Source organism: Pseudomonas kurunegalensis, from assembly GCF_030291635.1.
GTDB classification, from domain to species: Bacteria; Pseudomonadota; Gammaproteobacteria; order Pseudomonadales; family Pseudomonadaceae; genus Aquipseudomonas; species Aquipseudomonas monteilii.
The window spans coordinates 5,470,663-5,489,762 of the sequence record NZ_CP127871.1 but is presented as its reverse complement, the minus strand read 5'-3'; the positions used below and the strand labels follow the sequence as shown (position 1 = coordinate 5,489,762).

At 63.0% G+C, this 19,100-nt stretch carries 21 protein-coding genes; 14 read left to right on the top strand and 7 right to left on the bottom strand.

Going from position 1 to position 19,100, the window contains the following annotated elements:
• Window positions 1–25: 25 nt before the first annotated feature.
• From fis to QQ992_RS25035, 5 genes are all read right to left on the bottom strand, one after another.
• On the bottom strand, window positions 26–346 hold the full coding sequence (fis, locus tag QQ992_RS25055) for a DNA-binding transcriptional regulator Fis (RefSeq protein ID WP_019099786.1): 321 nt from the start codon (window positions 344–346) through the stop codon (window positions 26–28).
• Window positions 343–1,356 carry a tRNA dihydrouridine synthase DusB gene (dusB, locus tag QQ992_RS25050; RefSeq protein WP_016712200.1) on the bottom strand — a complete coding sequence of 338 codons (1,014 nt, stop codon included), beginning with the start codon at window positions 1,354–1,356 and terminating at the stop codon, window positions 343–345. The genes fis and dusB overlap by 4 nt, the downstream gene beginning before the upstream one ends.
• Before the next feature lie 202 nt (window positions 1,357–1,558).
• A complete protein-coding gene (locus QQ992_RS25045; protein ID WP_286111440.1) occupies window positions 1,559–2,911 on the bottom strand; it encodes a DUF3426 domain-containing protein in 1,353 nt (450 codons plus the stop codon).
• A gap of 42 nt (window positions 2,912–2,953) precedes the next feature.
• Window positions 2,954–3,832: a 50S ribosomal protein L11 methyltransferase gene (gene prmA / locus QQ992_RS25040; RefSeq protein WP_105946274.1), complete on the bottom strand. Its 879-nt coding sequence runs from the start codon at window positions 3,830–3,832 to the stop codon at window positions 2,954–2,956.
• 114 nt (window positions 3,833–3,946) lie between these two features.
• Window positions 3,947–4,402, bottom strand: a complete 456-nt coding sequence (locus QQ992_RS25035) for a MaoC family dehydratase (protein ID WP_286111439.1) — start codon at window positions 4,400–4,402, stop codon at window positions 3,947–3,949.
• A 143-nt stretch (window positions 4,403–4,545) separates the two neighbouring features.
• Here QQ992_RS25035 and QQ992_RS25030 point away from each other — a divergent pair, with 143 nt between their 5' ends.
• From QQ992_RS25030 to QQ992_RS25020, 3 genes are read left to right on the top strand one after another with little or no spacing between them, the layout of a single operon-like run.
• Entirely contained in the window at window positions 4,546–4,908 is a 363-nt protein-coding gene (locus QQ992_RS25030; RefSeq protein ID WP_286111438.1) for a CidA/LrgA family protein, read from the top strand.
• On the top strand, window positions 4,905–5,621 hold the full coding sequence (locus tag QQ992_RS25025) for an LrgB family protein (protein WP_286111437.1): 717 nt from the start codon (window positions 4,905–4,907) through the stop codon (window positions 5,619–5,621). Before QQ992_RS25030 ends, QQ992_RS25025 begins: the two co-directional genes overlap by 4 nt.
• A gap of 9 nt (window positions 5,622–5,630) precedes the next feature.
• The gene (locus QQ992_RS25020) at window positions 5,631–6,221 is read left to right on the top strand and encodes an LON peptidase substrate-binding domain-containing protein (protein ID WP_119371563.1); all 591 of its coding nucleotides are present in this window, start codon (window positions 5,631–5,633) and stop codon (window positions 6,219–6,221) included.
• A 14-nt stretch (window positions 6,222–6,235) separates the two neighbouring features.
• Here the strand turns inward: QQ992_RS25020 and QQ992_RS25015 are convergent, their stop codons facing one another.
• Both QQ992_RS25015 and QQ992_RS25010 read right to left on the bottom strand, forming a co-directional pair.
• Window positions 6,236–7,552 (bottom strand): bifunctional DedA family/phosphatase PAP2 family protein, encoded by a 1,317-nt coding sequence (locus QQ992_RS25015; RefSeq protein WP_286111436.1) that lies wholly within the window; start codon window positions 7,550–7,552, stop codon window positions 6,236–6,238.
• A 2-nt stretch (window positions 7,553–7,554) separates the two neighbouring features.
• Window positions 7,555–8,223, bottom strand: a complete 669-nt coding sequence (locus tag QQ992_RS25010; protein WP_104833882.1) for a DNA-3-methyladenine glycosylase — start codon at window positions 8,221–8,223, stop codon at window positions 7,555–7,557.
• 484 nt (window positions 8,224–8,707) lie between these two features.
• On the opposite strand from QQ992_RS25010, the gene QQ992_RS25005 reads away from it, so the two are divergent.
• From QQ992_RS25005 to lipB, 11 genes are all read left to right on the top strand, one after another.
• Entirely contained in the window at window positions 8,708–9,979 is a 1,272-nt protein-coding gene (locus tag QQ992_RS25005) for a glutamate-5-semialdehyde dehydrogenase (protein WP_286111434.1), read from the top strand.
• Window positions 9,948–10,640, top strand: coding sequence for a nicotinate-nucleotide adenylyltransferase (gene nadD / locus QQ992_RS25000; protein ID WP_119371560.1), 693 nt, complete (start codon window positions 9,948–9,950; stop codon window positions 10,638–10,640). Before QQ992_RS25005 ends, nadD begins: the two co-directional genes overlap by 32 nt.
• A gap of 43 nt (window positions 10,641–10,683) precedes the next feature.
• Entirely contained in the window at window positions 10,684–11,103 is a 420-nt protein-coding gene (gene rsfS, locus QQ992_RS24995) for a ribosome silencing factor (protein ID WP_016712189.1), read from the top strand.
• Window positions 11,104–11,113: 10 nt separating this feature from the next.
• Window positions 11,114–11,581: a 23S rRNA (pseudouridine(1915)-N(3))-methyltransferase RlmH gene (gene rlmH / locus QQ992_RS24990; protein ID WP_003249722.1), complete on the top strand. Its 468-nt coding sequence runs from the start codon at window positions 11,114–11,116 to the stop codon at window positions 11,579–11,581.
• A gap of 16 nt (window positions 11,582–11,597) precedes the next feature.
• Window positions 11,598–13,487 carry a penicillin-binding protein 2 gene (mrdA, locus tag QQ992_RS24985; RefSeq protein ID WP_286111433.1) on the top strand — a complete coding sequence of 630 codons (1,890 nt, stop codon included), beginning with the start codon at window positions 11,598–11,600 and terminating at the stop codon, window positions 13,485–13,487.
• A gap of 38 nt (window positions 13,488–13,525) precedes the next feature.
• Window positions 13,526–14,629, top strand: coding sequence for a rod shape-determining protein RodA (gene rodA, locus QQ992_RS24980; protein ID WP_042131952.1), 1,104 nt, complete (start codon window positions 13,526–13,528; stop codon window positions 14,627–14,629).
• A gap of 17 nt (window positions 14,630–14,646) precedes the next feature.
• Window positions 14,647–15,657, top strand: a complete 1,011-nt coding sequence (gene mltB, locus QQ992_RS24975) for a lytic murein transglycosylase B (protein WP_025754323.1) — start codon at window positions 14,647–14,649, stop codon at window positions 15,655–15,657.
• Complete coding sequence (locus QQ992_RS24970; RefSeq protein ID WP_286111432.1) at window positions 15,657–16,655, top strand: septal ring lytic transglycosylase RlpA family protein; 999 nt, start codon at window positions 15,657–15,659, stop codon at window positions 16,653–16,655. The genes mltB and QQ992_RS24970 overlap by 1 nt, the downstream gene beginning before the upstream one ends.
• A 287-nt stretch (window positions 16,656–16,942) precedes the next feature.
• Window positions 16,943–18,103: a D-alanyl-D-alanine carboxypeptidase family protein gene (locus QQ992_RS24965; RefSeq protein ID WP_286111429.1), complete on the top strand. Its 1,161-nt coding sequence runs from the start codon at window positions 16,943–16,945 to the stop codon at window positions 18,101–18,103.
• A 73-nt stretch (window positions 18,104–18,176) separates the two neighbouring features.
• Window positions 18,177–18,452, top strand: coding sequence for a DUF493 domain-containing protein (locus tag QQ992_RS24960; RefSeq protein ID WP_003249736.1), 276 nt, complete (start codon window positions 18,177–18,179; stop codon window positions 18,450–18,452).
• Entirely contained in the window at window positions 18,452–19,099 is a 648-nt protein-coding gene (lipB, locus tag QQ992_RS24955; protein ID WP_019098023.1) for a lipoyl(octanoyl) transferase LipB, read from the top strand. The genes QQ992_RS24960 and lipB overlap by 1 nt, the downstream gene beginning before the upstream one ends.
• The last annotated feature ends 1 nt before the right edge of the window (window position 19,100 follow it).

The following is a 19,100-nucleotide window of genomic DNA, read 5'->3' as shown; positions in this document are numbered from 1 at the left end:
CGCCTTTTCTGGTTGGGATTCTGGCTTACAGCAAGTCGTACTGCTTGAGCTTCTTGCGCAGGGTGCCTCGGTTCAGCCCGAGCATCTCGCTGGCCTTGGTCTGGTTGCCCTTCACGTAGTTCATCACGCATTCGAGCAGGGGCGCCTCGACTTCGGAGAGCACCAGGTTGTACACGTCCGTCACGGTCGCGCCTTCCAGGTGGGCGAAGTAGTTGTGCAGCGCCTTCTCGACGCTGTCGCGAAGGGTCTGGCCCTCTTCGCTCGGCGTGTTGAGGTGCTGTTTCAGGTTGGCGTTGTCGCTCACGGGCGTTGTTCCACTCACAAATGTCTCGGTCATCATCGTCATGCGGCCACCCCTTGTCCGTCCTCTGTCTCAAGGCTCTGTCGACGTTCACTGAAAAACGCGCGAACGTTGGCGCACTGCGCTTGTGTGTCTTCCAAAGCGTTGAACCGGGAGCGAAACTCCTTGCCGCCGGGTCGTGTTGCCAGGTACCAGCCAACGTGCTTGCGGGCGATACGTACGCCCATCACATCGCCATAGAAGGCATGCAGCGCGGCCAGGTGCTCCAGCAGGATGCGTTCCACTTCGTCCAGCTGCGGCGCTGGCAGGTGTTCGCCAGTGCGCAGGTAATGCTCGATCTCGCGAAAGATCCACGGCCGCCCCTGGGCGGCGCGGCCGATCAACAGGCCGTCGACCCCGGTGGCATCCAGCACCGCCCGGGCCTTTTCTGGCGAAGTGATATCGCCGTTGGCAAATACCGGGATCGACACCGCCTGTTTGATGGCAGCGATGGTGTCGTATTCGGCTTCGCCGGTGTACAGGTCGGCGCGTGTGCGGCCATGCACCGCCAGCGCCTGGATGCCGGCCTGTTCGGCGATCTTCGCCACGTTCAGGCCGTTCTTGTTCGCCCGGTCCCAACCGGTGCGGATCTTCAGGGTCACCGGAACATCCACGGCGCCGACAACGGCGTGGAGGATTTCGTGGACCAAGGCTTCATCTCTCAATAAAGCAGAGCCTGCAGCTTTGTTGCAGACTTTTTTTGCCGGGCAGCCCATGTTGATATCGATGATCTGGGCGCCCGCTTCGACGTTGGCCTTTGCCGCCGCTGCCATCATCTGCGCATCACCGCCGGCGATCTGCACCGAGCGTGGCTCGGGATCACCTTCATGGATGCGGCGCAGACTCGACTTGCGGCTGTTCCACAGGCTCATGTCGCTGCTGACCATTTCCGACACCACCATGCCCGCGCCCAGGCGCTGGCAAAGTGTACGGAAAGGCTGGTCCGTGACCCCGGCCATGGGCGCGAGGATCAGGTTGTTACGTAGTGTGTATTGGCCGATGCGTACCGCCGACATAGGTGATCCCTGTTGTGGGGCCGAATCTTGGAGTTCGAAAAAGGGTTGGCATGATACCCGCTCTCGGTGACCGGATAAAGATGGATTTGGATAAAATCTGAACAATCAGGGCGAGCGACAAGCAGCAAGCTTCAAGCTGCAAGAGGGAGCAGGCCGGCTATCGGCTCGCTTGTCTTGTGGCTTGAAGCTTGCCGCTTGTCGCTTATTCCGGCGAACGGAAGCTCAGGCTGTAGTTGACGGCCTTCGGCCCCGGGTCGAGGATGTCCAGGGCGATATGGATCGGCGTCTGGCTGGGCATGTCGCCACGCCCGGCCAGCTCGCCCGACAGGTACTCGCTGGGCTTGAAGCGACGGCTGGCGATCAGCTGGCCATTGAGGTCGGCAAAGCGCAGTTCCAGCAGCGGGAACGGCTGGGAGAAGGGGGCGCGGTTGTAGATGATCGCATCGACGATCAGTGCACCCTTGAAGTCGGGATGGCTGCGCACCACCAGGTTGCTGCTCTTGATGCGTGCAATATCGACGCGGGTGGGCACCTGGCAACCGACCATCGGGCAGACCTGCTGGAAGATTGGCCGGTACTGGTCCTGGCGGGCCATTTCGTCGAAGTGGAACCACACGTACTGGAAGGCCAGCAGGCCAGCAGCCAGCAAGGTCAGAAAGCCCCACAGCAAACGCTTGCCCCAGTTGGGGGCGGGTTTTTCCCAGCCCAGCTGCAGCGGGTCGTCGACCACGTCGACCAGCGGTTCCTTGCGTGCCGGGCGCTCGGGTTTACTGGCAAGGGCCGGTTCAAGGCGGTCGCCGGGTAGTGGCTCGTCAGGTTCGTCGTCGCGGGCCGACAGGTGCAGCGCCAGCGGCTCATCGTCGCGGGCGCTCAGGCCTTTTTCCGGTATTTCGTCATCGCTGGCGCGCAGTGGCTCGCTGAAGGCAGGCTGCTCATCGATTTCGGGCGCGCGGTGTACGGGCGGCTCGTCATCGATATCCAGGTCAAGGTTGCTGCCCAGGGTCGGTTCGGTGCGCTCGCCGGGTGCCGGTTCCAGGTCCAGCGCCAGGGGCTCTGGCTCCAACAGCACCGGGGCGGCTTCTGCCGGCTGTTGTGGTTCGAAGGGCTCATCGGTGGCTGTGCCGAACAGGTCGTCTGCGTGCTCGTCCGGGTGCAGTTCGTCGCGCCGTGCCTGCAGCCCGCCATCCAGGTTGGCCGGGCGTGTGGGTGCCGGTTGGCCACGACGTTCCAGGCGTTCCAGTTCCTTGTCGAGGTCAAGCTCATCCAGGGCCTGGGCGGTAAGCGCCCAGGCCTCGTCAGGGCTATCGTTGCGTACTTCGATGGCGGGCTCAGGGGTGACCGCCTGTTCGATCAGCGGTTCGGCCGGCACAGCGGGTACTGGCGCAGGCACCGCCGGTGCATTGGCGCGGTTCTGCTCCAGCAACTGCTTGGCGGCATTGAACACCTGCAAGCAGTGACCGCAGCGCACCACACCGCGAGCCACGCTCAACTGGTGGTGGGTGACGCGAAAGCTGGTCTGGCAATGCGGGCACTGGGTGACGAAACTGTCGGTCATGCGGCAATCCGGGAGCTGTGCAGAAGACTATTCTAGGCCCGCTTAACGGCGGCGACCACTGATGCGCACCCAGCCGTCGCGCACGACGATCGGGTCCAGCTCGAAGTCGGCGGCGTAGGCGGCAGCCACTTCTTCGCCCTGCTCGGCGAGGATGCCCGACAGGGCCAGCAGGCCACCTGGGCGGACCAGGCCGGACAACTGCGGCGCCAGCGACACCAGCGGGCCGGCCAGAATATTGGCGACCAGCACGTCGGCCTGCATGGCCGGCATGTGCTCGGGCAGGTACAGCGCCAGCTTTTCATCGGCAATGCCGTTGCGCTGGGCATTGTCGCGCGAAGCCTCGATGGCCTGCACGTCAATGTCGGTGCCGACGGCTTCACGGGCGCCCAGCAGCAGCGCGGCAATGGCCAGGATGCCCGAGCCACAGCCGAAGTCCAGCACTTGGGTGCCTTCCATTTGCTGGGCATCCAGCCACTCCAGGCACAAGGCGGTGGTGGGGTGGGTGCCGGTGCCGAAGGCCAGGCCCGGGTCGAGCAGCAGGTTGACGGCGTCCTTTTCCGGGGCGTCGTGCCAGCTCGGCACGATCCACAGGCGTTGGCCGAAACGCATCGGCTGGAAGTTGTCCATCCAGCTGCGTTCCCAGTCCTGGTCCTCGATCACTTCGGCCTGGTGCTCGGGCAGCTCGGCGCCGGTCAGCAGGCGCAGGTGGGCGAACACCTGCTCAGGGTCGGCATCGGCCTCGAACAGCGCCAGCAAGTGGGTGTGCGACCACAGCGGGGTGGTGTTGAGGTCTGGCTCGAAGATCGGTTGATCTTCGGCGTCCATGAACGTGACCGAGACGGCGCCTACTTCAAGCAGGGCGTCTTCGTAGGTTTCGGCTTGTTCCGGGCTGATGGCCAGGCGTACTTGCAGCCAGGGCATGGCGGGCACCTTTGGTAAATCGACAGGGGCAGCCCTAGGCTGCGCGAAGGCTGGCAGTTTACGCGAGTGCGGGGGATTTGTGGATCGGGGCGCACGTGGCGCCCCCGGAATGCATCAGACAAAACACAGGGAAAGCGATTCGGCTATATAAGCAGGCTTCTCTTCACCTTCTATTTCCAGCGTGGCAATCGCCTTCAGTAGCCATTGCCCCGGCTTTTTCTCGGTCACCTCGGCCAGGTCCACCTTCAAACGCACCTGGCTGTCGACCTTGACCGGCTGAATGAACCTGACGCTGTCCAGCCCATAGTTCACCACCATCTTCAGCCCTTGCGGCAGGACCAGGATGTCCTCGATCAGCTTGGGAATCAGCGACAACGTCAGGAAACCGTGGGCAATCGTGCCGCCAAACGGTGTTTTTGCCGCCTTCTCAGGGTCGACATGAATGAACTGGAAATCGCCGGTTGCCTCGGCGAACAGGTTGATGCGCTGCTGGTTGATCTTGAGCCAGGCAGAGCGGCCCAGTTCCTTACCAACGTACTGCGAAAGCTCTGTAACCGGTACATAGGGCATCGCGGACTCTCCAGGTTGTCAGTTGGTACGAAAGTGCAAGATCAGCACGGCTAACCGTTTCAGTCAAGTTGCCCGCTTTTCGGCGAATATCGGTCTATAGCCGGGCGTGCTTATAATGGCCACCATGCCCGAGGGAGATGCTTATGCTGTTGCGTGGTTTGACCTGGCTGGTGCTGTTCCAGCTGCTGGGAACGGCGATCAATCACCTGTTGGTGCCGGTTTTGCCGGGGCCGATCATTGGCCTGTTGCTGCTGCTGGTCTTTCTCATGGCTCGCGGTGAGGTGGGCAAGCCGTTGAACGAGGCCGCCAGCAGCCTGTTGCGCTACCTGCCGCTGTTGCTGGTGCCGCCGGCGGTGGGGGTGATGGTGTATGCCAAGGACATTGCGGCCGATTTCTGGGCCATTGTCGGAGCCTTGCTGATTTCCTGTCTGGTGACGCTGGTGTTTGTCGGGGTGCTGATGCAAAAGCTCATCCAGCGCCAGGGCAAGCGTGAGGAGCAGCCATGATGCTCGACTGGCAAGGCGCGCTTGACGCAGTCGTCCATCACCCGTTGTTCGGTATCGGCATTACGCTCGGGGCCTACCAGGTTGTGCTGGCGGCCTACGAAAAGACCCGCTGGATCTTCCTGCAGCCGGTGCTGGTGTCGATGTTGCTGGTAATCGGCGTATTGCTGCTGTGCGGTATCGACTACAGCGAGTACCGCAAAAGCACCGAAATCATGAACATCCTGCTGGGGCCTGCCACTGTCGCCCTGGCTGTGCCGCTCTATCTCAACCTGCGGCGTATCCGCCAGCTGTTCTGGCCCACATTTACTACGCTGGTAGTCGGAGGCCTGTTCGCCACCCTGTGCTGTCTGTTGCTGGGCTGGTGGTTCGGTGCCGAACACATGATCCTGATGACCATGGCGCCGAAGTCCGTCACTTCGCCGATCGCCATGCTGGTGGCTGAACAGATTGGTGGCGTGGCGGCCTTGGCTGCGGTGTTCGTGTTGATTACCGGGGTGATCGGGGCCATCTTCGGCCCGGCACTGCTGAACCGCTTCGGGGTGCACAGCCCTGAGGCGCGAGGCATGTCGCTAGGGGTGACTGCGCACGCGGTGGGCACTTCGGTGGCCCTGCAGGAAAGTGATGAATGCGGCGCCTTTGCCGCGCTGGCGATGAGCCTGATGGGCGTGGCCACGGCGGTGTTCCTGCCGCTGGCGGTCAGCCTGGTGGCTTGAGGACTTGTGATGACGCTACCGCTGTTTCCGCTCAATACCGTGCTGTTTCCTGGCTGCTTTCTCGATTTGCAGATTTTCGAGGCGCGCTACCTGGACATGATCGGCCGCTGCATGAAGCAGGGCGAAGGTTTTGGTGTGGTGTGCATCCTTGAGGGCGAGCAGGTTGGCAAAGCGCCGCCGATGGTCGCCTCGATTGGCTGTGAGGCGGTCATCCGCGACTTCGTGCAGCAGGACAACGGGTTGCTGGGTATCCGAGTTGAAGGCGTTCGGCGCTTTAACCTCGACAGCACCGAAGTGCAGAAAGACCAGTTGCTGGTAGGGCAGGTGCAATGGTTGCCGGAGCAGGCGGACAGCCCGTTGCTGGAGGCGGACGACGACCTGCTGGCGTTGCTGGTGGCGCTGGGTGAGCACCCGATGGTCGAAGCGCTGGACATGCCGAGGCCAGTGGATGGGCGTCAGGCGCTGTCCAATCAGCTGGCGTACCTGCTGCCGTTCATGGAAGAGGACAAGCTGGACTTGTTGACGCTTGACTCGCCGCAGCAGCGGCTGGGGGAGATCCAGAAGCTGCTGGAGCGGATTCAGGGCGAACTGTTTGCCTGAGGGTACTGGCTACATCAATATTGGTATCGAAGCAAAGCCTGCGGCAGCGCATGCATGGCAAAGAACGCCAGCAGCGCCACGCAGGCCGGCAACACCAGCCACCACGCCCGCTGCGGCAAGGCTGGCAGTGTCTGGCGCCGTTGCACCAGGGTCAGGCTAAGCGCACACACGCAGCACGCCAGCAGTGCTCCGGCCAGAATGTCTGTCGGCCAGTGAGCCCCCAGGTAAACCCGCGACAGGGCAATCGCCAGGGCCGGAATGCAACCCAGCATCACCCAGGTCAGGCGCATCCTCGGCGGCTGCCCACGCCCCGCCAGCACGGCCATCACCAGAAAGAACGCAAACGACGCCGAACTGTGCCCGCTGGGCATGCTGTAGCTGGTCAGCGGGTCGGTCAGCACTTCCGGCCGTGCCCGGGCGAACAGCCATTTGAGTGTGCCGTTGGCAATCGCCGTGCCCATCAGGGCGCCGGCAGCGAACAGGGCGTGTCGCCACTGCCGGGCAAGCAGCAACAGGCCTGTCAGCAGCCCGCCAAGGAAGAACTGGGTACGGAAGTCACCCAGCCGCGTTACCAGGACCACGGTGCCATCGATGGCCTGGCTGCGGTGTTCCTGGACCAGTGTCATCACGCCTTGATCGAACTCATGCAGGTAAGGCCAGCCGATAAATATCCCGGCCAGGGCAATGAAACTGAGGCCGGCAACCAGCCGGGTGCCGTGGCGCTGGTCACGCAGGCTGCTGTTGAGGCTAAGGCCAATCAGCACGGCCAGGGTGCCAGCGATGATGCCCGCATCCAGCCAGAAGCCTTCCGGCAGCGGCAGGCGCATGGCTGCACCGGTGGCCCAGCCGGGCAATAGATAGGCGACCGACCAGCCGGCGCCGGCCACCAGGCTGACAGCAATGAAGCGCGGCAGAGGCATGTCGAACATGCCGGCGACCATGGGCAGCATCGGCCGCAGGGGGCCAATGAAGCGCCCTACCAGCAGGCTGGCAATACCGTAGCGCTGGAAGTAGGTCTCAGCGCTGCCGATCCACTCCGGGTGGTGGCGTATTAGTGGTAGGCGTCGGATGTTCTGGTGGAAGTACTTGCCCACCGTGTACGACAGCGCATCACCCAAAAGGCCGCCAAGGAAGCCCAGCAGCAAGGTTTCACCCAGGCTGAAGGCGCCACTGCCGGCCAGTACCGCGACGGCGAACAGTAGCACGGTGCCCGGCACGATGATGCCGGCGATGGCCAGGCATTCAATGCAGGCCACCAGGAAAATCGCCAGGCCAAGCCACTGTGGGTTGGCGCTTAGCCAGCCGGTCAGGCTGTCGAGCCATTGGCCCATGTTCAGCTTCCTTGTTCGTGAATGAAGAAGTCACGGCCTTCGACTTGGCCGCGGCGTAACGGGTTCCGCGTGCAGAAGCGGGCGTATTCGGCATCGACGAAACGGTAGGGCAGGTGTTCGTCACGCCCGTGCGGGATGCCCAGGCGCGCCGCCTGGATGACCCGTGGTACGGCATTGCCGCAATCGTCCACGTACAGCCGCTCCGCGTCGAAGCGCTGGGCGTCCCAGTGCGGCACTTTCAGGCCCAGGGCCCGGCATAGCAGGGTCTGGCCCGCGCACAGGCGCTCATCCGGGCGCAGCTGGCCGCTGGCATCGGGGTTGTTCAGTTGCATCTGCGCCAGGCTGTTGGGGCCTGAAAGGGCATCCTGCCAAGGATAGGCGGACTTGATCAGCACCGCGTTGCCCGGGCCGTGAGCGCTGAAATTCAACGAGTCGCCGCCACGGGCGTAGTACATGTAGATGTGCCCGCCATCGAGGAACAGCGCTTTGCGCTTTTCGGTGTAGCCGAGCGAGGCGTGGCTGCCTTTGTCGGCGAGGTAGTAAGCCTCGGTTTCGATGATGCGCGCGGCCAGCCACAGGTCGCCGTGGCGATGGCGGATAACCTTGCCGAGCAGGGCTTTGGCCAGGGTCTGGGCGTCGCGGTCGAAAAAGCTGTCGGGCAGGGCTGGCATGCGGGCGGTTCGTGGCTGGGGAGGCGGGATGATAGCAATGAATGGCTTAATCGAGGCTGAACTGGGGGTTAGATTGAATGGTATCTGCATGTTTCGTTGGCGGGGCTGTGGATTGTTCGCCTTGAGGTATTCGTTTTTATTGAGATCGAGCGCCGCCCGCGCGGCGCATCGCGAGCAAGCTCGCTCCTACATTTGTTTCGGGCCAGTAACAACTGTGCCAACGCGCGCGACCGCCCTTTTCGTACGACACGATATCGAGCCATGCGCCAAGGCGTTCGCGTGCACATCCCCAGGAATAATTGGCCCGAAACAAATGTAGGAGCGAGCTTGCTCGCGATGCGCCGCGCGGGCGGCGCTCGATCTCACAGGCGCAGAAAAGCCAAAGGCAAACATCCATTTTCTACCATCCGCCACCCGCCGCTGGGCGTACACCTGCGCGGCAGTTATAATCAGCCGATTTCCCCTTCGCCAAGACACCGAACCCATGACTGAGTCCGTTCTTGACTATATGACCCGCTTGGGTCGCGCTGCCCGTGAGGCTTCCCGGGTGATCGGCCGTGCCAGCACCGCGCAGAAGAACCGCGCCCTGCAAGCCGCCGCCGATGCGCTGGATGCTGCCCGTGCCGAGCTGACTGCCGCCAACGAACTGGACCTGGCCGCCGGCCGCGCCAATGGCCTGGAGCCGGCGCTGCTCGACCGCCTGGCGCTGACCCCGGCACGCATCGACGGCATGATCACCGGCCTGCGCCAGGTGGCCAGCCTGCCGGACCCGGTCGGTGCGATTCGCGACATGAGCTACCGCCCATCGGGCATTCAGGTCGGCAAGATGCGTGCGCCGTTGGGGGTGATCGGGATCATCTACGAATCGCGCCCGAACGTGACCATCGATGCCGCCAGCCTGTGCCTTAAGTCGGGTAACGCGACCATCCTGCGCGGTGGCTCCGAAGCCATCCATTCCAACCGCGCCATCGCCACCTGCATCCAGCGTGGCCTTGCTGAAGCCAGCCTGCCGGCAGCCGTGGTTCAAGTGGTCGAGACCACTGACCGCGAAGCCGTGGGCGCGCTGATCAGCATGCCGCAGTTCGTCGACGTCATCGTGCCGCGCGGCGGCCGTGGCCTGATCGAACGCATCAGCCGCGATGCCCGGGTGCCGGTCATCAAGCACCTGGACGGCATCTGCCACGTCTACGTCAGCCAGCATGCCGACCTGGACAAGGCCTGGAACGTGGCCTTCAACGCCAAGACCTACCGCTATGGCATCTGTGGCGCCATGGAAACCCTGCTGGTCGACCAGCAGGTGGCCGAGCGCTTCCTGCCGGAAATGGCCCGCCGCTTCCAGGAGAAGGGCGTGGAGCTGCGTGGCTGCGAGCGTACCCGCGCGCTGATCGAAGCCAAACCGGCCAGCGAAGACGACTGGCACACCGAGTACCTGGACGCGATCCTGTCGATCCGCGTCGTGGACGGCCTGGACCAGGCCATCGAGCACATCAACCACTACGGTTCGCACCACACCGACTCGATCATCAGCGAACACCAGGGCGAAGCCCGCCAGTTCATGGCTGAAGTCGACTCGGCGTCGGTCATGCTCAACACCCCGACGTGCTTTGCCGACGGCTTTGAGTACGGTCTGGGTGCGGAAATCGGCATTTCCACCGACAAGCTGCATGCCCGTGGCCCGGTCGGCCTGGAAGGCCTGACCTGCGAGAAGTACGTGGTCATCGGCGATGGCCAGCTGCGCGGCCAGGGGTCGTGCTGAGTTGAGCAAGGCCCAGGCAGTCCGGCGCATCGGCATTCTAGGCGGCACCTTCGACCCCGTGCACATCGGCCACCTGCGCAGCGCGCTGGAAGTGGCCGAGTTCATGGGGCTGGACGAGTTGCGCCTGTTACCCAACGCCCGGCCGCCACACCGCGATACCCCGCAGGTGGCCGCCGAGGATCGCCTGGCCATGGTGCGTGAAGCGGTGCAAGGCGTTGCCTGCCTGAGCGTCGATGCCCGCGAGCTGGAACGTGACAAACCGTCGTACACCATCGATACGCTGGAGTCGATCCGTGCCGAACTGGCCGACAACGACCAGCTGTTCCTGGTGCTGGGCTGGGATGCCTTTTGTGGTCTCCCTACCTGGCATCGCTGGGAAGAACTGCTGCAACACTGTCACATCCTGGTGCTGCAACGCCCGGATGCCGACGTAGAACCCCCTGACGAGCTGCGCAACCTGCTGGCTGCGCGTTCGGAGAGCGATCCTGCCGCCATGTCCGGCCCGGCGGGAAATATTTCGTTCGTCTGGCAGACGCCGCTTGCGGTGTCGGCTACACAGATCCGACAGCTGCTGGCCAGCGGCAAATCGGTGAGGTTCCTGGTGCCGGACGCCGTACTGGCCTACATCGAGGCGCACGAACTGTATCGTGCGCCCAACTGACGGTGCCTCTGGCGCCTCATCCAACGAGTTGAACGAGTTTTATATGACCAAGCAGAAAATTTACGGCGAAGAACTGGTCGCCCTGACCAAGGCAGCGCTGGAAGACGTCAAGGCCCAGGACATCCAGGTCATCGACGTGCGCGAAAAGCACAGCCTGACCGACTACATGATCATTGCCACCGGTACCTCCAACCGCCAGATCAACGCGATGCTGGAAAAGGTCCGCGAAGCCGTGAAGGCCAAGGGCGCCCAGCCACTGGGTGAAGAAGGCAAAGGCGACAGCGACTGGGTACTGCTGGACCTGAACGACGTCATCGTGCACATGATGACTGCCGCTGCCCGCCAGTTCTACGACCTGGAGCGCCTGTGGCAGGGTGCCGAGCAAAGCCGTGCTGCCGATGGCAAGCACCACAGCCCGGACCACGCTCACGAGTACTCCGACAAGCTCAAAGACCGCGAATAAGGGCAGCGCTGTGCGTTTGCGCCTGATTGCGGTCGGCTCGCGCATGCCGAAGTGGGTCGAGGAAGGCTGGCATGAATATGCCAAGCGCCTGCCTGCCGAGCTGTCGCTGGAGCTGGTGGAAATCCCGCTGAATACCCGTGGCAAGAATGCCGACGTCGCCCGCCTGATCCGTCAGGAGGGCGAAGCCATGCTGAGCAAGGTGCAGCCTGGGGAACGCATTGTCACCCTCGAGGTCCATGGCAAGCCCTGGAGTACCGAGCAGCTGGCGACCGAGCTGGACCGCTGGCGCCTGGATGCGCGCACGGTGAATTTGATGGTGGGGGGCCCGGAAGGCCTTGCGCCTGAGGTCTGTGCGCGCGCCGAGCAACGCTGGTCGCTGTCGCCGCTGACCCTGCCGCACCCGTTGGTAAGGATACTCATCGGCGAGCAGATCTACCGCGCCTGGACCGTGTTGTCCGGGCACCCTTACCACAAATGAGCCTGTAAGCAGTCCGATGTCGCAGCCGATCCGTCTCAAGGACCACGAGAAAGACGCCCGCCTGGTGCGCAACCGCGTCGTGGTCGGCGCGGTGGCGATCATGCTGCTTATTTGTGTGCTGATCGCGCGGCTGTATTACCTGCAGATCATCCAGTACGACTACCACTCGACGCTGTCGGAGAACAACCGGGTGCATGTGCAGCCGATTCCCCCGACTCGCGGGCTGATTTTCGACCGCAACGGGGTGATCGTTGCCGACAACCGGCCCAGCTTCAGCCTGTCGATGACCCGCGAACGTGCGGGTAACTGGCAAGAAGTGCTGGATACCATCGTCGAAGTGCTGGAGCTGACGGCCGACGACCGCGCGCTGTTCGAGAAGCGCATGCGTCAGGGCCGTAGGCCCTTCGAGCCCGTGCCGATCCTGTTCGAGCTGAATGAAGAGCAGATCGCCCGGGTGGCGGTAAACCAGTTCCGCCTGCCAGGTGTGGAAGTGGTTGCGCAGCTGGTGCGGCATTATCCGCAGGGGGCGCATTTCGCCCATTCGGTGGGTTATGTGGGGCGCATCAACGAGAAAGAGCTGAAAACCCTCGACCCGGTGAACTACAGCGGCACCCACCATATCGGCAAGACCGGTATCGAGCGCTTCTACGAAGACGCCTTGCACGGCCAGGTCGGCTACGAGGAGGTCGAGACCAACGCCCGTGGCCGTGTGCTGCGAGTGCTCAAGCGCACCGACCCGAAACCTGGCAAGGACATCGTACTGAGCCTGGACATCAAGCTGCAGGAAGCCGCCGAAGCCGCGCTGGGCGGCCGGCGTGGCGCAGTGGTGGCGCTTGACCCGCGTACTGGCGAGGTGCTGGCGATGGTCAGCCAGCCAAGTTTCGACCCCAACCTGTTCGTGACGGGCATCAGCTTCAAGGCCTATGCCGAACTGCGCGACTCGATAGACCGGCCGCTGTTCAACCGCGTGCTGCGTGGCCTGTACCCGCCGGGTTCGACCATCAAACCGGCCGTGGCGATTGCCGGCCTGGACAGTGGCGTGGTCAACGCCAGCAGCCGGGTGTTCGACCCGGGCTATTACCAACTGCCCAACTACGACCACAAATACCGTAACTGGAACCGCTCCGGCGATGGCTGGGTCGATCTGGACACCGCGATCATGCGTTCCAACGACACCTACTTCTATGACCTTGCGCACAAGATGGGCATCGATCGGCTGTCCAGCTACATGAACAAGTTCGGCATCGGCCAGCGGGTTTCCCTCGACATGTTCGAGGAGTCCGCCGGGTTGATGCCATCGCGTGAATGGAAGCGCGCCACGCGCCGCCAGGCCTGGTTCCCGGGTGAAACCCTGATTCTCGGCATCGGCCAGGGCTACATGCAGGCCACACCACTGCAACTGGCCCAGGCCACGGCATTGATCGCCAACAAGGGCGTGTGGAACCGCCCACACCTGGCCAAGACCATCGAAGGCCAGCCGCCGGTGGACGAAAACCCCATGGAAAACATCGTGCTGCGTGACAAGTCCGACTGGGCCAAGGTCACCCACGGCATGGAGCAGGTGATGCACAACGCCCGTGGTACCGCACGCAAGGCGGCTGCTGGCGCCCAGTACCGCATTGCCGGCAAGAGCGGTACCGCCCAGGTGGTGGCGATCAAGCAGGGTGAGAAGTACGACCGCAACAAGCTCCAGGAGCGCCACCGCGACCACGCCCTGTTCGTCGCCTTTGCCCCGGCCGATGACCCGAAAATCGTGGTCTCGGTGATGGTCGAGAACGGTGAGTCCGGCTCGGGTGTTGCTGCCCCCGTGGTACGCCAGATCATGGACGCCTGGCTGCTCGACGAAAACGGCCGACTCAAGCCCGAGTTCGCGCCTGCCACCGTGACCCAGGAATCGGCCCTGTGATGAACAATTTCGATCGCATGCTCTCCAGCGAGGATGTGATGCGTCGGCGCGCCAGCTTTCTGCAGCGCATTCATGTCGACGGCCCCTTGCTGGTCATTCTGCTCACCCTTGCGGCCGGCAGCCTGTTCGTACTGTATTCGGCCAGTGGCAAGAACTGGGACTTGCTGCTCAAGCAGGCCACCTCGTTCGGCATCGGCCTGGTGTCGATGTTCGTCATCGCCCAGCTCGAGCCACGCTTCATGGCCCGTTGGGTGCCGCTGGCCTACCTGACCGGTGTGCTGTTGCTGGTGGTGGTGGACGTGATGGGCCACAACGCCATGGGGGCCACGCGCTGGATCAACATCCCCGGAGTGATCCGCTTCCAGCCCTCGGAATTCATGAAAATCATCATGCCGGCGACCATCGCCTGGTACCTGTCCAAACGCACCTTGCCGCCGCATTTGAAGCACGTGGCCATCAGCCTTGTGCTGATTGGCGTGCCGTTCATATTGATCGTACGCCAGCCCGACCTGGGCACCGCGCTGCTCATCCTTGCCTCCGGTGCCTTCGTGCTGTTCATGGGTGGCCTGCGCTGGCGCTGGATCCTCAGCGTGCTGGCAGCGGCAGTGCCGGTGGCGGTGGCGATGTGGTTCTTCGTGATGCACGACTACCAGAAGCAGCGGGTACTGACCTTCCTCGACCCGGAGAGCGACCCGTTGGGCACGGGCTGGAACATCATCCAGTCGAAGGCTGCAATCGGTTCGGGCGGAGTGTTCGGCAAGGGCTGGCTGCTCGGTACCCAGTCGCACCTGGACTTTTTGCCCGAAAGCCACACCGACTTCATCATCGCCGTACTGGGCGAGGAATTCGGCCTGGTCGGCATCTGCCTGTTGCTGATTGTCTACCTGTTGCTGATCGGCCGCGGCCTGATGATCACGGCCCAGGCGCAGACCCTGTTCGGCAAGCTGCTCGCGGGCAGCCTGACCATGACCTTTTTTGTATACGTGTTCGTCAATATCGGAATGGTCAGCGGCCTTCTCCCCGTGGTGGGCGTGCCGCTGCCGTTTATCAGCTATGGCGGAACATCGTTGGTGACGCTGCTGTCAGCGTTTGGCGTTCTGATGTCGATCCACACGCACCGCAAATGGATCGCACAGGTTTGAATAAGGTGAAGAATTTCATGCAAGCAGTGCGTAACTGGGCTGCCCGTTGTGCGCCGTGGATCGGCGCGGTGGGCCTGTTCGGCGCTGTACAGCTGGCCCATGCCGGCGATTACCAAGGCTCGCCGCAGGTGGCCCAGTTTGTCGGCGAAATGAGCCGCGACTATGGCTTTGCCCCTGAGCAGCTGATGGGCGTGTTCGCTGACGTGCAGCGAAAGCAGTCGATCCTCGACGCTATCTCGCGTCCGGCCGAACGGGTCAAGCCGTGGAAGGACTACCGGCCGATGTTCCTCACCGACGCGCGCATCGCCCGTGGTGTGGACTTCTGGCGCCAGCACGAGGCGGTGTTGGCCCGCGCCGAGCAGGAATACGGCGTGCCGGCACAGTACATCGTCGCCATCATCGGTGTGGAAACGTTCTTCGGCCGCAACACCGGCAACTACCGGGTGATCGATGCCCTGTCGACCCTGGGCTTCGACTACCCGCCTCGGGCTGAGTTCTTCCGCAAGGAACTGCGCGAATTCCTGTTGCTGGCCCGCGATGAGCAGCTCGACCCGCTCACGCTCAAAGGCTCCTACGCCGGCGCCATGGGCCTGCCGCAGTTCATGCCGAGCAGCTTCCGCAACTTTGCGGTGGACTTCGACGGCGACGGCCACATCAACATCTGGAACAACCCGGACGATGCCATCGGCAGCGTCGCCAGCTACTTCAAGCGCCATGGCTGGGTGGCCGGTGGGGGCGTGGTCAGCCGCGCCTGGGTGGATGGCGCGCGCGCCGACGAAGGTCTGACCACAGGCATCGAGCCTGTGAAAACCGTCGGGGAGTTGCGCACGCTTGGTTGGTCGGTTCATGATTCGCTGCGCGATGATCTGCCGGTTACCGCTTTCCGCCTTGAGGGTGACAATGGCCCCGAGTACTGGGTGGGCCTGAAGAACTTCTACGCGATCACGCGTTACAACCGCAGCGTGATGTATGCCATGGCGGTGCATCAGCTTGCGGAACAGCTGGTTCAAGTACGGGGCGTCAAGTAATGCGCGCAATCATCTCTGCCAATTCTTTCAAGCTGCTCACCTGCCTCGCCGTTGGCGTGGTGCTGGCCAGTTGCTCCTCCAACCGCCCGGCCCAGCAAAGCAGTGGCAACGTCGTGCGCAGCCAGCCAGGCCTGGACATCAACCGGGCACACAAGGACGGCGCACCGTGGTGGGACGTGGATGTGAACAAGATCCCCGACGCCACGCCGACCGTGCACACCGGCAACTACAAGGCCAACCCGTACACGGTGCTGGGCAAGACCTACTACCCGATGCAGGACTCGCGCAACTACCGCGCCGAGGGCACCGCGTCGTGGTATGGCACCAAGTTCCACGGGCAGAACACCGCCAACGGCGAGCTGTATGACCTGTACGGCATGAGCGCGGCGCACAAGACGCTGCCGCTGCCGGCCTATGTGCGGGTGACCAACCTGGCCAACGGTCGCAGCGTGATCCTGCGGGTGAACGACCGTGGCCCGTTCTATTCCGACCGTATTATCGACCTGTCCTATGCGGCGGCGAAAAAGCTTGGTTACGCCGAGATCGGCACCGCGCATGTGCGCGTCGAGGGCATCGACCCGCAGCAGTGGTGGGCCCAGCGTGGCCAGACACCGCCGATGGTGCTGAAAGAACCGCAGGTAGCCCAGACCCAGGCGATCCCGGCCAACACCGGGCGTGTCGAGCAATGGACCCCGCCAGCACAGCAGCATGCGGCACCGGTCGTGCCGGTGCAGGTGAGTGGCAACAACGTGCCGGCGGGCAATGGCGGCAGCTTCTTGCAGGTAGGCGCCTTCGCCAACCCCGACGCCGCTGAACTGCTGCGTTCCAAGCTCAGCACCATGGTCAGTGCGCCGGTGTTCATCAGCTCGATCGTGCGTAACCAGCAAACCCTGCACCGCGTGCGCCTGGGGCCGATTGGCAGCCAGGGCGAGATCCAGCAGGCACAAGACAGCATCCGCCTGGCGAACTTGGGGCAGGCCAAGCTGGTCACAGACTGACCTCAGCTACAAGCAACTAGCTGCAAGCTGCAAGCTGCAAGCTGCAAGAAGAGCCCGTGCGCACCCGCTTTGTCTTGTGGCTTGCAGCTTGAAGCTTGAGGCTCTAACTGTCGGTTTTGTCATGAATTGGCGGGCGCGCCCATGTACAATGACGGCTTTTGCCCGCAGCGACATAAAGCCGCACGTTCGTGGGCCAGGCCGACGGCCACAAAACTAGACTGACTGGCGCTGGGCACACGATCTTGCCCAGGGAACATCTCAGACCATTAGCGATTTTCGAGAGACGGATGAACATCACCAACCTTGCCAAACGACTTTGCCTGCCTGTACTGCTGATGATCACGCCTGCCGCCTTCGCGGCGGAGCAGATGACGCCGGCACCACCGCAACTGGCAGCCAAGTCCTACGTACTCATGGACGCGTCCAGCGGCAACGTGCTGGTCGAGAACAACGGTGACGAGCGCCTGCCGCCGGCCAGCCTGACCAAGCTGATGACCGCCTACATCGCCACCCTGGACATCCGCCGTGGCCAGATCGGTGAAAACGACCCGGTCACCGTCAGCGAAAATGCCTGGCGTACCGGCGGTTCGCGCATGTTCATCAAGGTGGGCAGCCAGGTGACCGTCAGCGACCTGCTGCACGGCATCATCATCCAGTCCGGCAACGACGCTTCGGTCGCCCTGTCCGAGCACATCGCCGGCAGCGAAGATGCCTTTGCCGACATGATGAACAAGACGGCTGCCGACCTGGGCATGACCAACAGCCACTTCATGAACCCGACCGGCCTGCCGAACCCGGACCACTATTCGTCGGCGCACGACATGGCCACCCTGGCCCGTGCGATCATCACCGTCGACCCGGCCCACTACGCCATCTATTCGCAGAAGGAATTCTTCTGGAACAACATCAAGCAGCCGAACCGCAACCTGCTGCTGTGGCGTGACAAGACCGTCGATGGCCTGAAAACCGGCCACACCGACGAAGCCGGCTACTGCATGGTGGCGTCGGCCGTTCGCGACGGCCAGCGCCTGATCGCCGTGGTGTTCGGTACCAACAGCGAGCAATCGCGCGCTGCCGAAACCCAAAAGCTGCTGACCTATGGCTTCCGCTTCTTCGAAACCCAGACCTTCTACCAGAAGGGTACCGAGCTGACCCAGGCTCCGGTCTGGAAGGGCGCCTCCAGCATCGTCAAGGCCGGCCTGGCCGACGACCTGACCATGACTATGCCTAAAGGCCAATTGAAGCGCCTGCAGGCTTCGATGACCATGAACCCGCAAATTACCGCGCCTATCGCCAAAGGTGACGTGATCGGTAAAGTGGAAGTCAAACTGGACGAGAAAGTGGTTCACAGCGCCGACCTGATCGCCCTTGATGGCGTCGAGGAAGGTGGTTTCTTCCGCCGTATGTGGGATAGCATCCGTCTATTCTTCTATGGCTTGTTCAACTGATACGTGACCTGCAAGCCCCCGCGTATCACGCGGGGGCATTGTTGTTGCCACGGCTTACGAGGCCGTTTCCGCCATGAGCGAACCAGACGTCAAGTCGCATAAAATCGAATTCCCTTGCGACGATTACCCGATCAAGGTAATCGGCGATACCGTTGTCGGCTTCAAGGACACCGTGATCGAAATCCTCAGCAAGCACGCCAAAGTCGACCTTTCCACCCTGGCCGAGCGCCAGAGCAAGGAAGGCAAGTACACCACCGTGCAATTGCACATCGTTGCCGAAAGCGAGAACCAGCTGCACGATATCAACAGCGCCCTGCGCGCTACCGGCATTGTGAAAATGGTGCTTTGATGTCCGCCTGCCTCGGTTTTCGCGAGCTTGGCCTGCAGCCCTACGAACCGGTGCTGGAGGCCATGCGTCGCTTCACCGAGCAGCGCACCCCGGACAGCCAGGATGAAATCTGGCTGGTCGAGCATCCTGCGGTCTTTACCCAGGGCCAGGCTGGCAAGGCCGAGCACCTGCTGGTGCCGGGCGATATCCCGGTGGTGCAGACCGACCGCGGCGGCCAGGTGACCTACCATGGCCCCGGGCAGCTGGTGGCCTACCTGCTGCTGGATGTGCGCCGGCTGGGCTTTGGCGTGCGCGAGCTGGTCAGCCGTATCGAGCAGACGCTGGTCGACCTGCTCGCCAGTTACGACGTGCAGGCTTCTGCCAAGCCCGACGCCCCGGGCGTCTATGTCGATGGAGCGAAAATCGCCTCCCTCGGCCTGCGAATTCGCAACGGCCGTTCGTTCCACGGCCTTGCCCTGAACGTGGACATGGACCTTGCGCCATTCCGCCGAATCAACCCCTGCGGCTATGCGGGGCTGGCGATGACCCAGCTGCGCGACCTGGCAGGTCCGATCGAACTCGACGAGGTCAGGACAAGGCTGCGCGGACAGCTGGTCAAGCACCTCGACTACGCTGAGCAGACGACCCTCACGGGCGGAATCGACTGAA

What these genes read in the sequence shown, in the direction of transcription:
- fis (WP_019099786.1), bottom strand. Translation starts at nt 346, where the DNA reads ATGACGATGATGACCGAGACATTTGTGAGTGGAACAACGCCCGTGAGC.
- QQ992_RS24970 (WP_286111432.1), top strand. Translation starts at nt 15,657, where the DNA reads ATGCGCGCAATCATCTCTGCCAATTCTTTCAAGCTGCTCACCTGCCTC.
- rodA (WP_042131952.1), top strand. Translation starts at nt 13,526, where the DNA reads ATGCGTCGGCGCGCCAGCTTTCTGCAGCGCATTCATGTCGACGGCCCC.
- lipB (WP_019098023.1), top strand. Translation starts at nt 18,452, where the DNA reads ATGTCCGCCTGCCTCGGTTTTCGCGAGCTTGGCCTGCAGCCCTACGAA.
- QQ992_RS25005 (WP_286111434.1), top strand. Translation starts at nt 8,708, where the DNA reads ATGACTGAGTCCGTTCTTGACTATATGACCCGCTTGGGTCGCGCTGCC.
- QQ992_RS25010 (WP_104833882.1), bottom strand. Translation starts at nt 8,223, where the DNA reads ATGCCAGCCCTGCCCGACAGCTTTTTCGACCGCGACGCCCAGACCCTG.
- QQ992_RS24965 (WP_286111429.1), top strand. Translation starts at nt 16,943, where the DNA reads ATGAACATCACCAACCTTGCCAAACGACTTTGCCTGCCTGTACTGCTG.
- QQ992_RS25045 (WP_286111440.1), bottom strand. Translation starts at nt 2,911, where the DNA reads ATGACCGACAGTTTCGTCACCCAGTGCCCGCATTGCCAGACCAGCTTT.
- rsfS (WP_016712189.1), top strand. Translation starts at nt 10,684, where the DNA reads ATGACCAAGCAGAAAATTTACGGCGAAGAACTGGTCGCCCTGACCAAG.
- QQ992_RS24960 (WP_003249736.1), top strand. Translation starts at nt 18,177, where the DNA reads ATGAGCGAACCAGACGTCAAGTCGCATAAAATCGAATTCCCTTGCGAC.
- mrdA (WP_286111433.1), top strand. Translation starts at nt 11,598, where the DNA reads ATGTCGCAGCCGATCCGTCTCAAGGACCACGAGAAAGACGCCCGCCTG.
- QQ992_RS25015 (WP_286111436.1), bottom strand. Translation starts at nt 7,552, where the DNA reads ATGGGCCAATGGCTCGACAGCCTGACCGGCTGGCTAAGCGCCAACCCA.
- nadD (WP_119371560.1), top strand. Translation starts at nt 9,948, where the DNA reads ATGGCCAGCTGCGCGGCCAGGGGTCGTGCTGAGTTGAGCAAGGCCCAG.
- dusB (WP_016712200.1), bottom strand. Translation starts at nt 1,356, where the DNA reads ATGTCGGCGGTACGCATCGGCCAATACACACTACGTAACAACCTGATC.
- QQ992_RS25035 (WP_286111439.1), bottom strand. Translation starts at nt 4,402, where the DNA reads ATGCCCTATGTACCGGTTACAGAGCTTTCGCAGTACGTTGGTAAGGAA.
- mltB (WP_025754323.1), top strand. Translation starts at nt 14,647, where the DNA reads ATGCAAGCAGTGCGTAACTGGGCTGCCCGTTGTGCGCCGTGGATCGGC.
- QQ992_RS25025 (WP_286111437.1), top strand. Translation starts at nt 4,905, where the DNA reads ATGATGCTCGACTGGCAAGGCGCGCTTGACGCAGTCGTCCATCACCCG.
- QQ992_RS25030 (WP_286111438.1), top strand. Translation starts at nt 4,546, where the DNA reads ATGCTGTTGCGTGGTTTGACCTGGCTGGTGCTGTTCCAGCTGCTGGGA.
- prmA (WP_105946274.1), bottom strand. Translation starts at nt 3,832, where the DNA reads ATGCCCTGGCTGCAAGTACGCCTGGCCATCAGCCCGGAACAAGCCGAA.
- QQ992_RS25020 (WP_119371563.1), top strand. Translation starts at nt 5,631, where the DNA reads ATGACGCTACCGCTGTTTCCGCTCAATACCGTGCTGTTTCCTGGCTGC.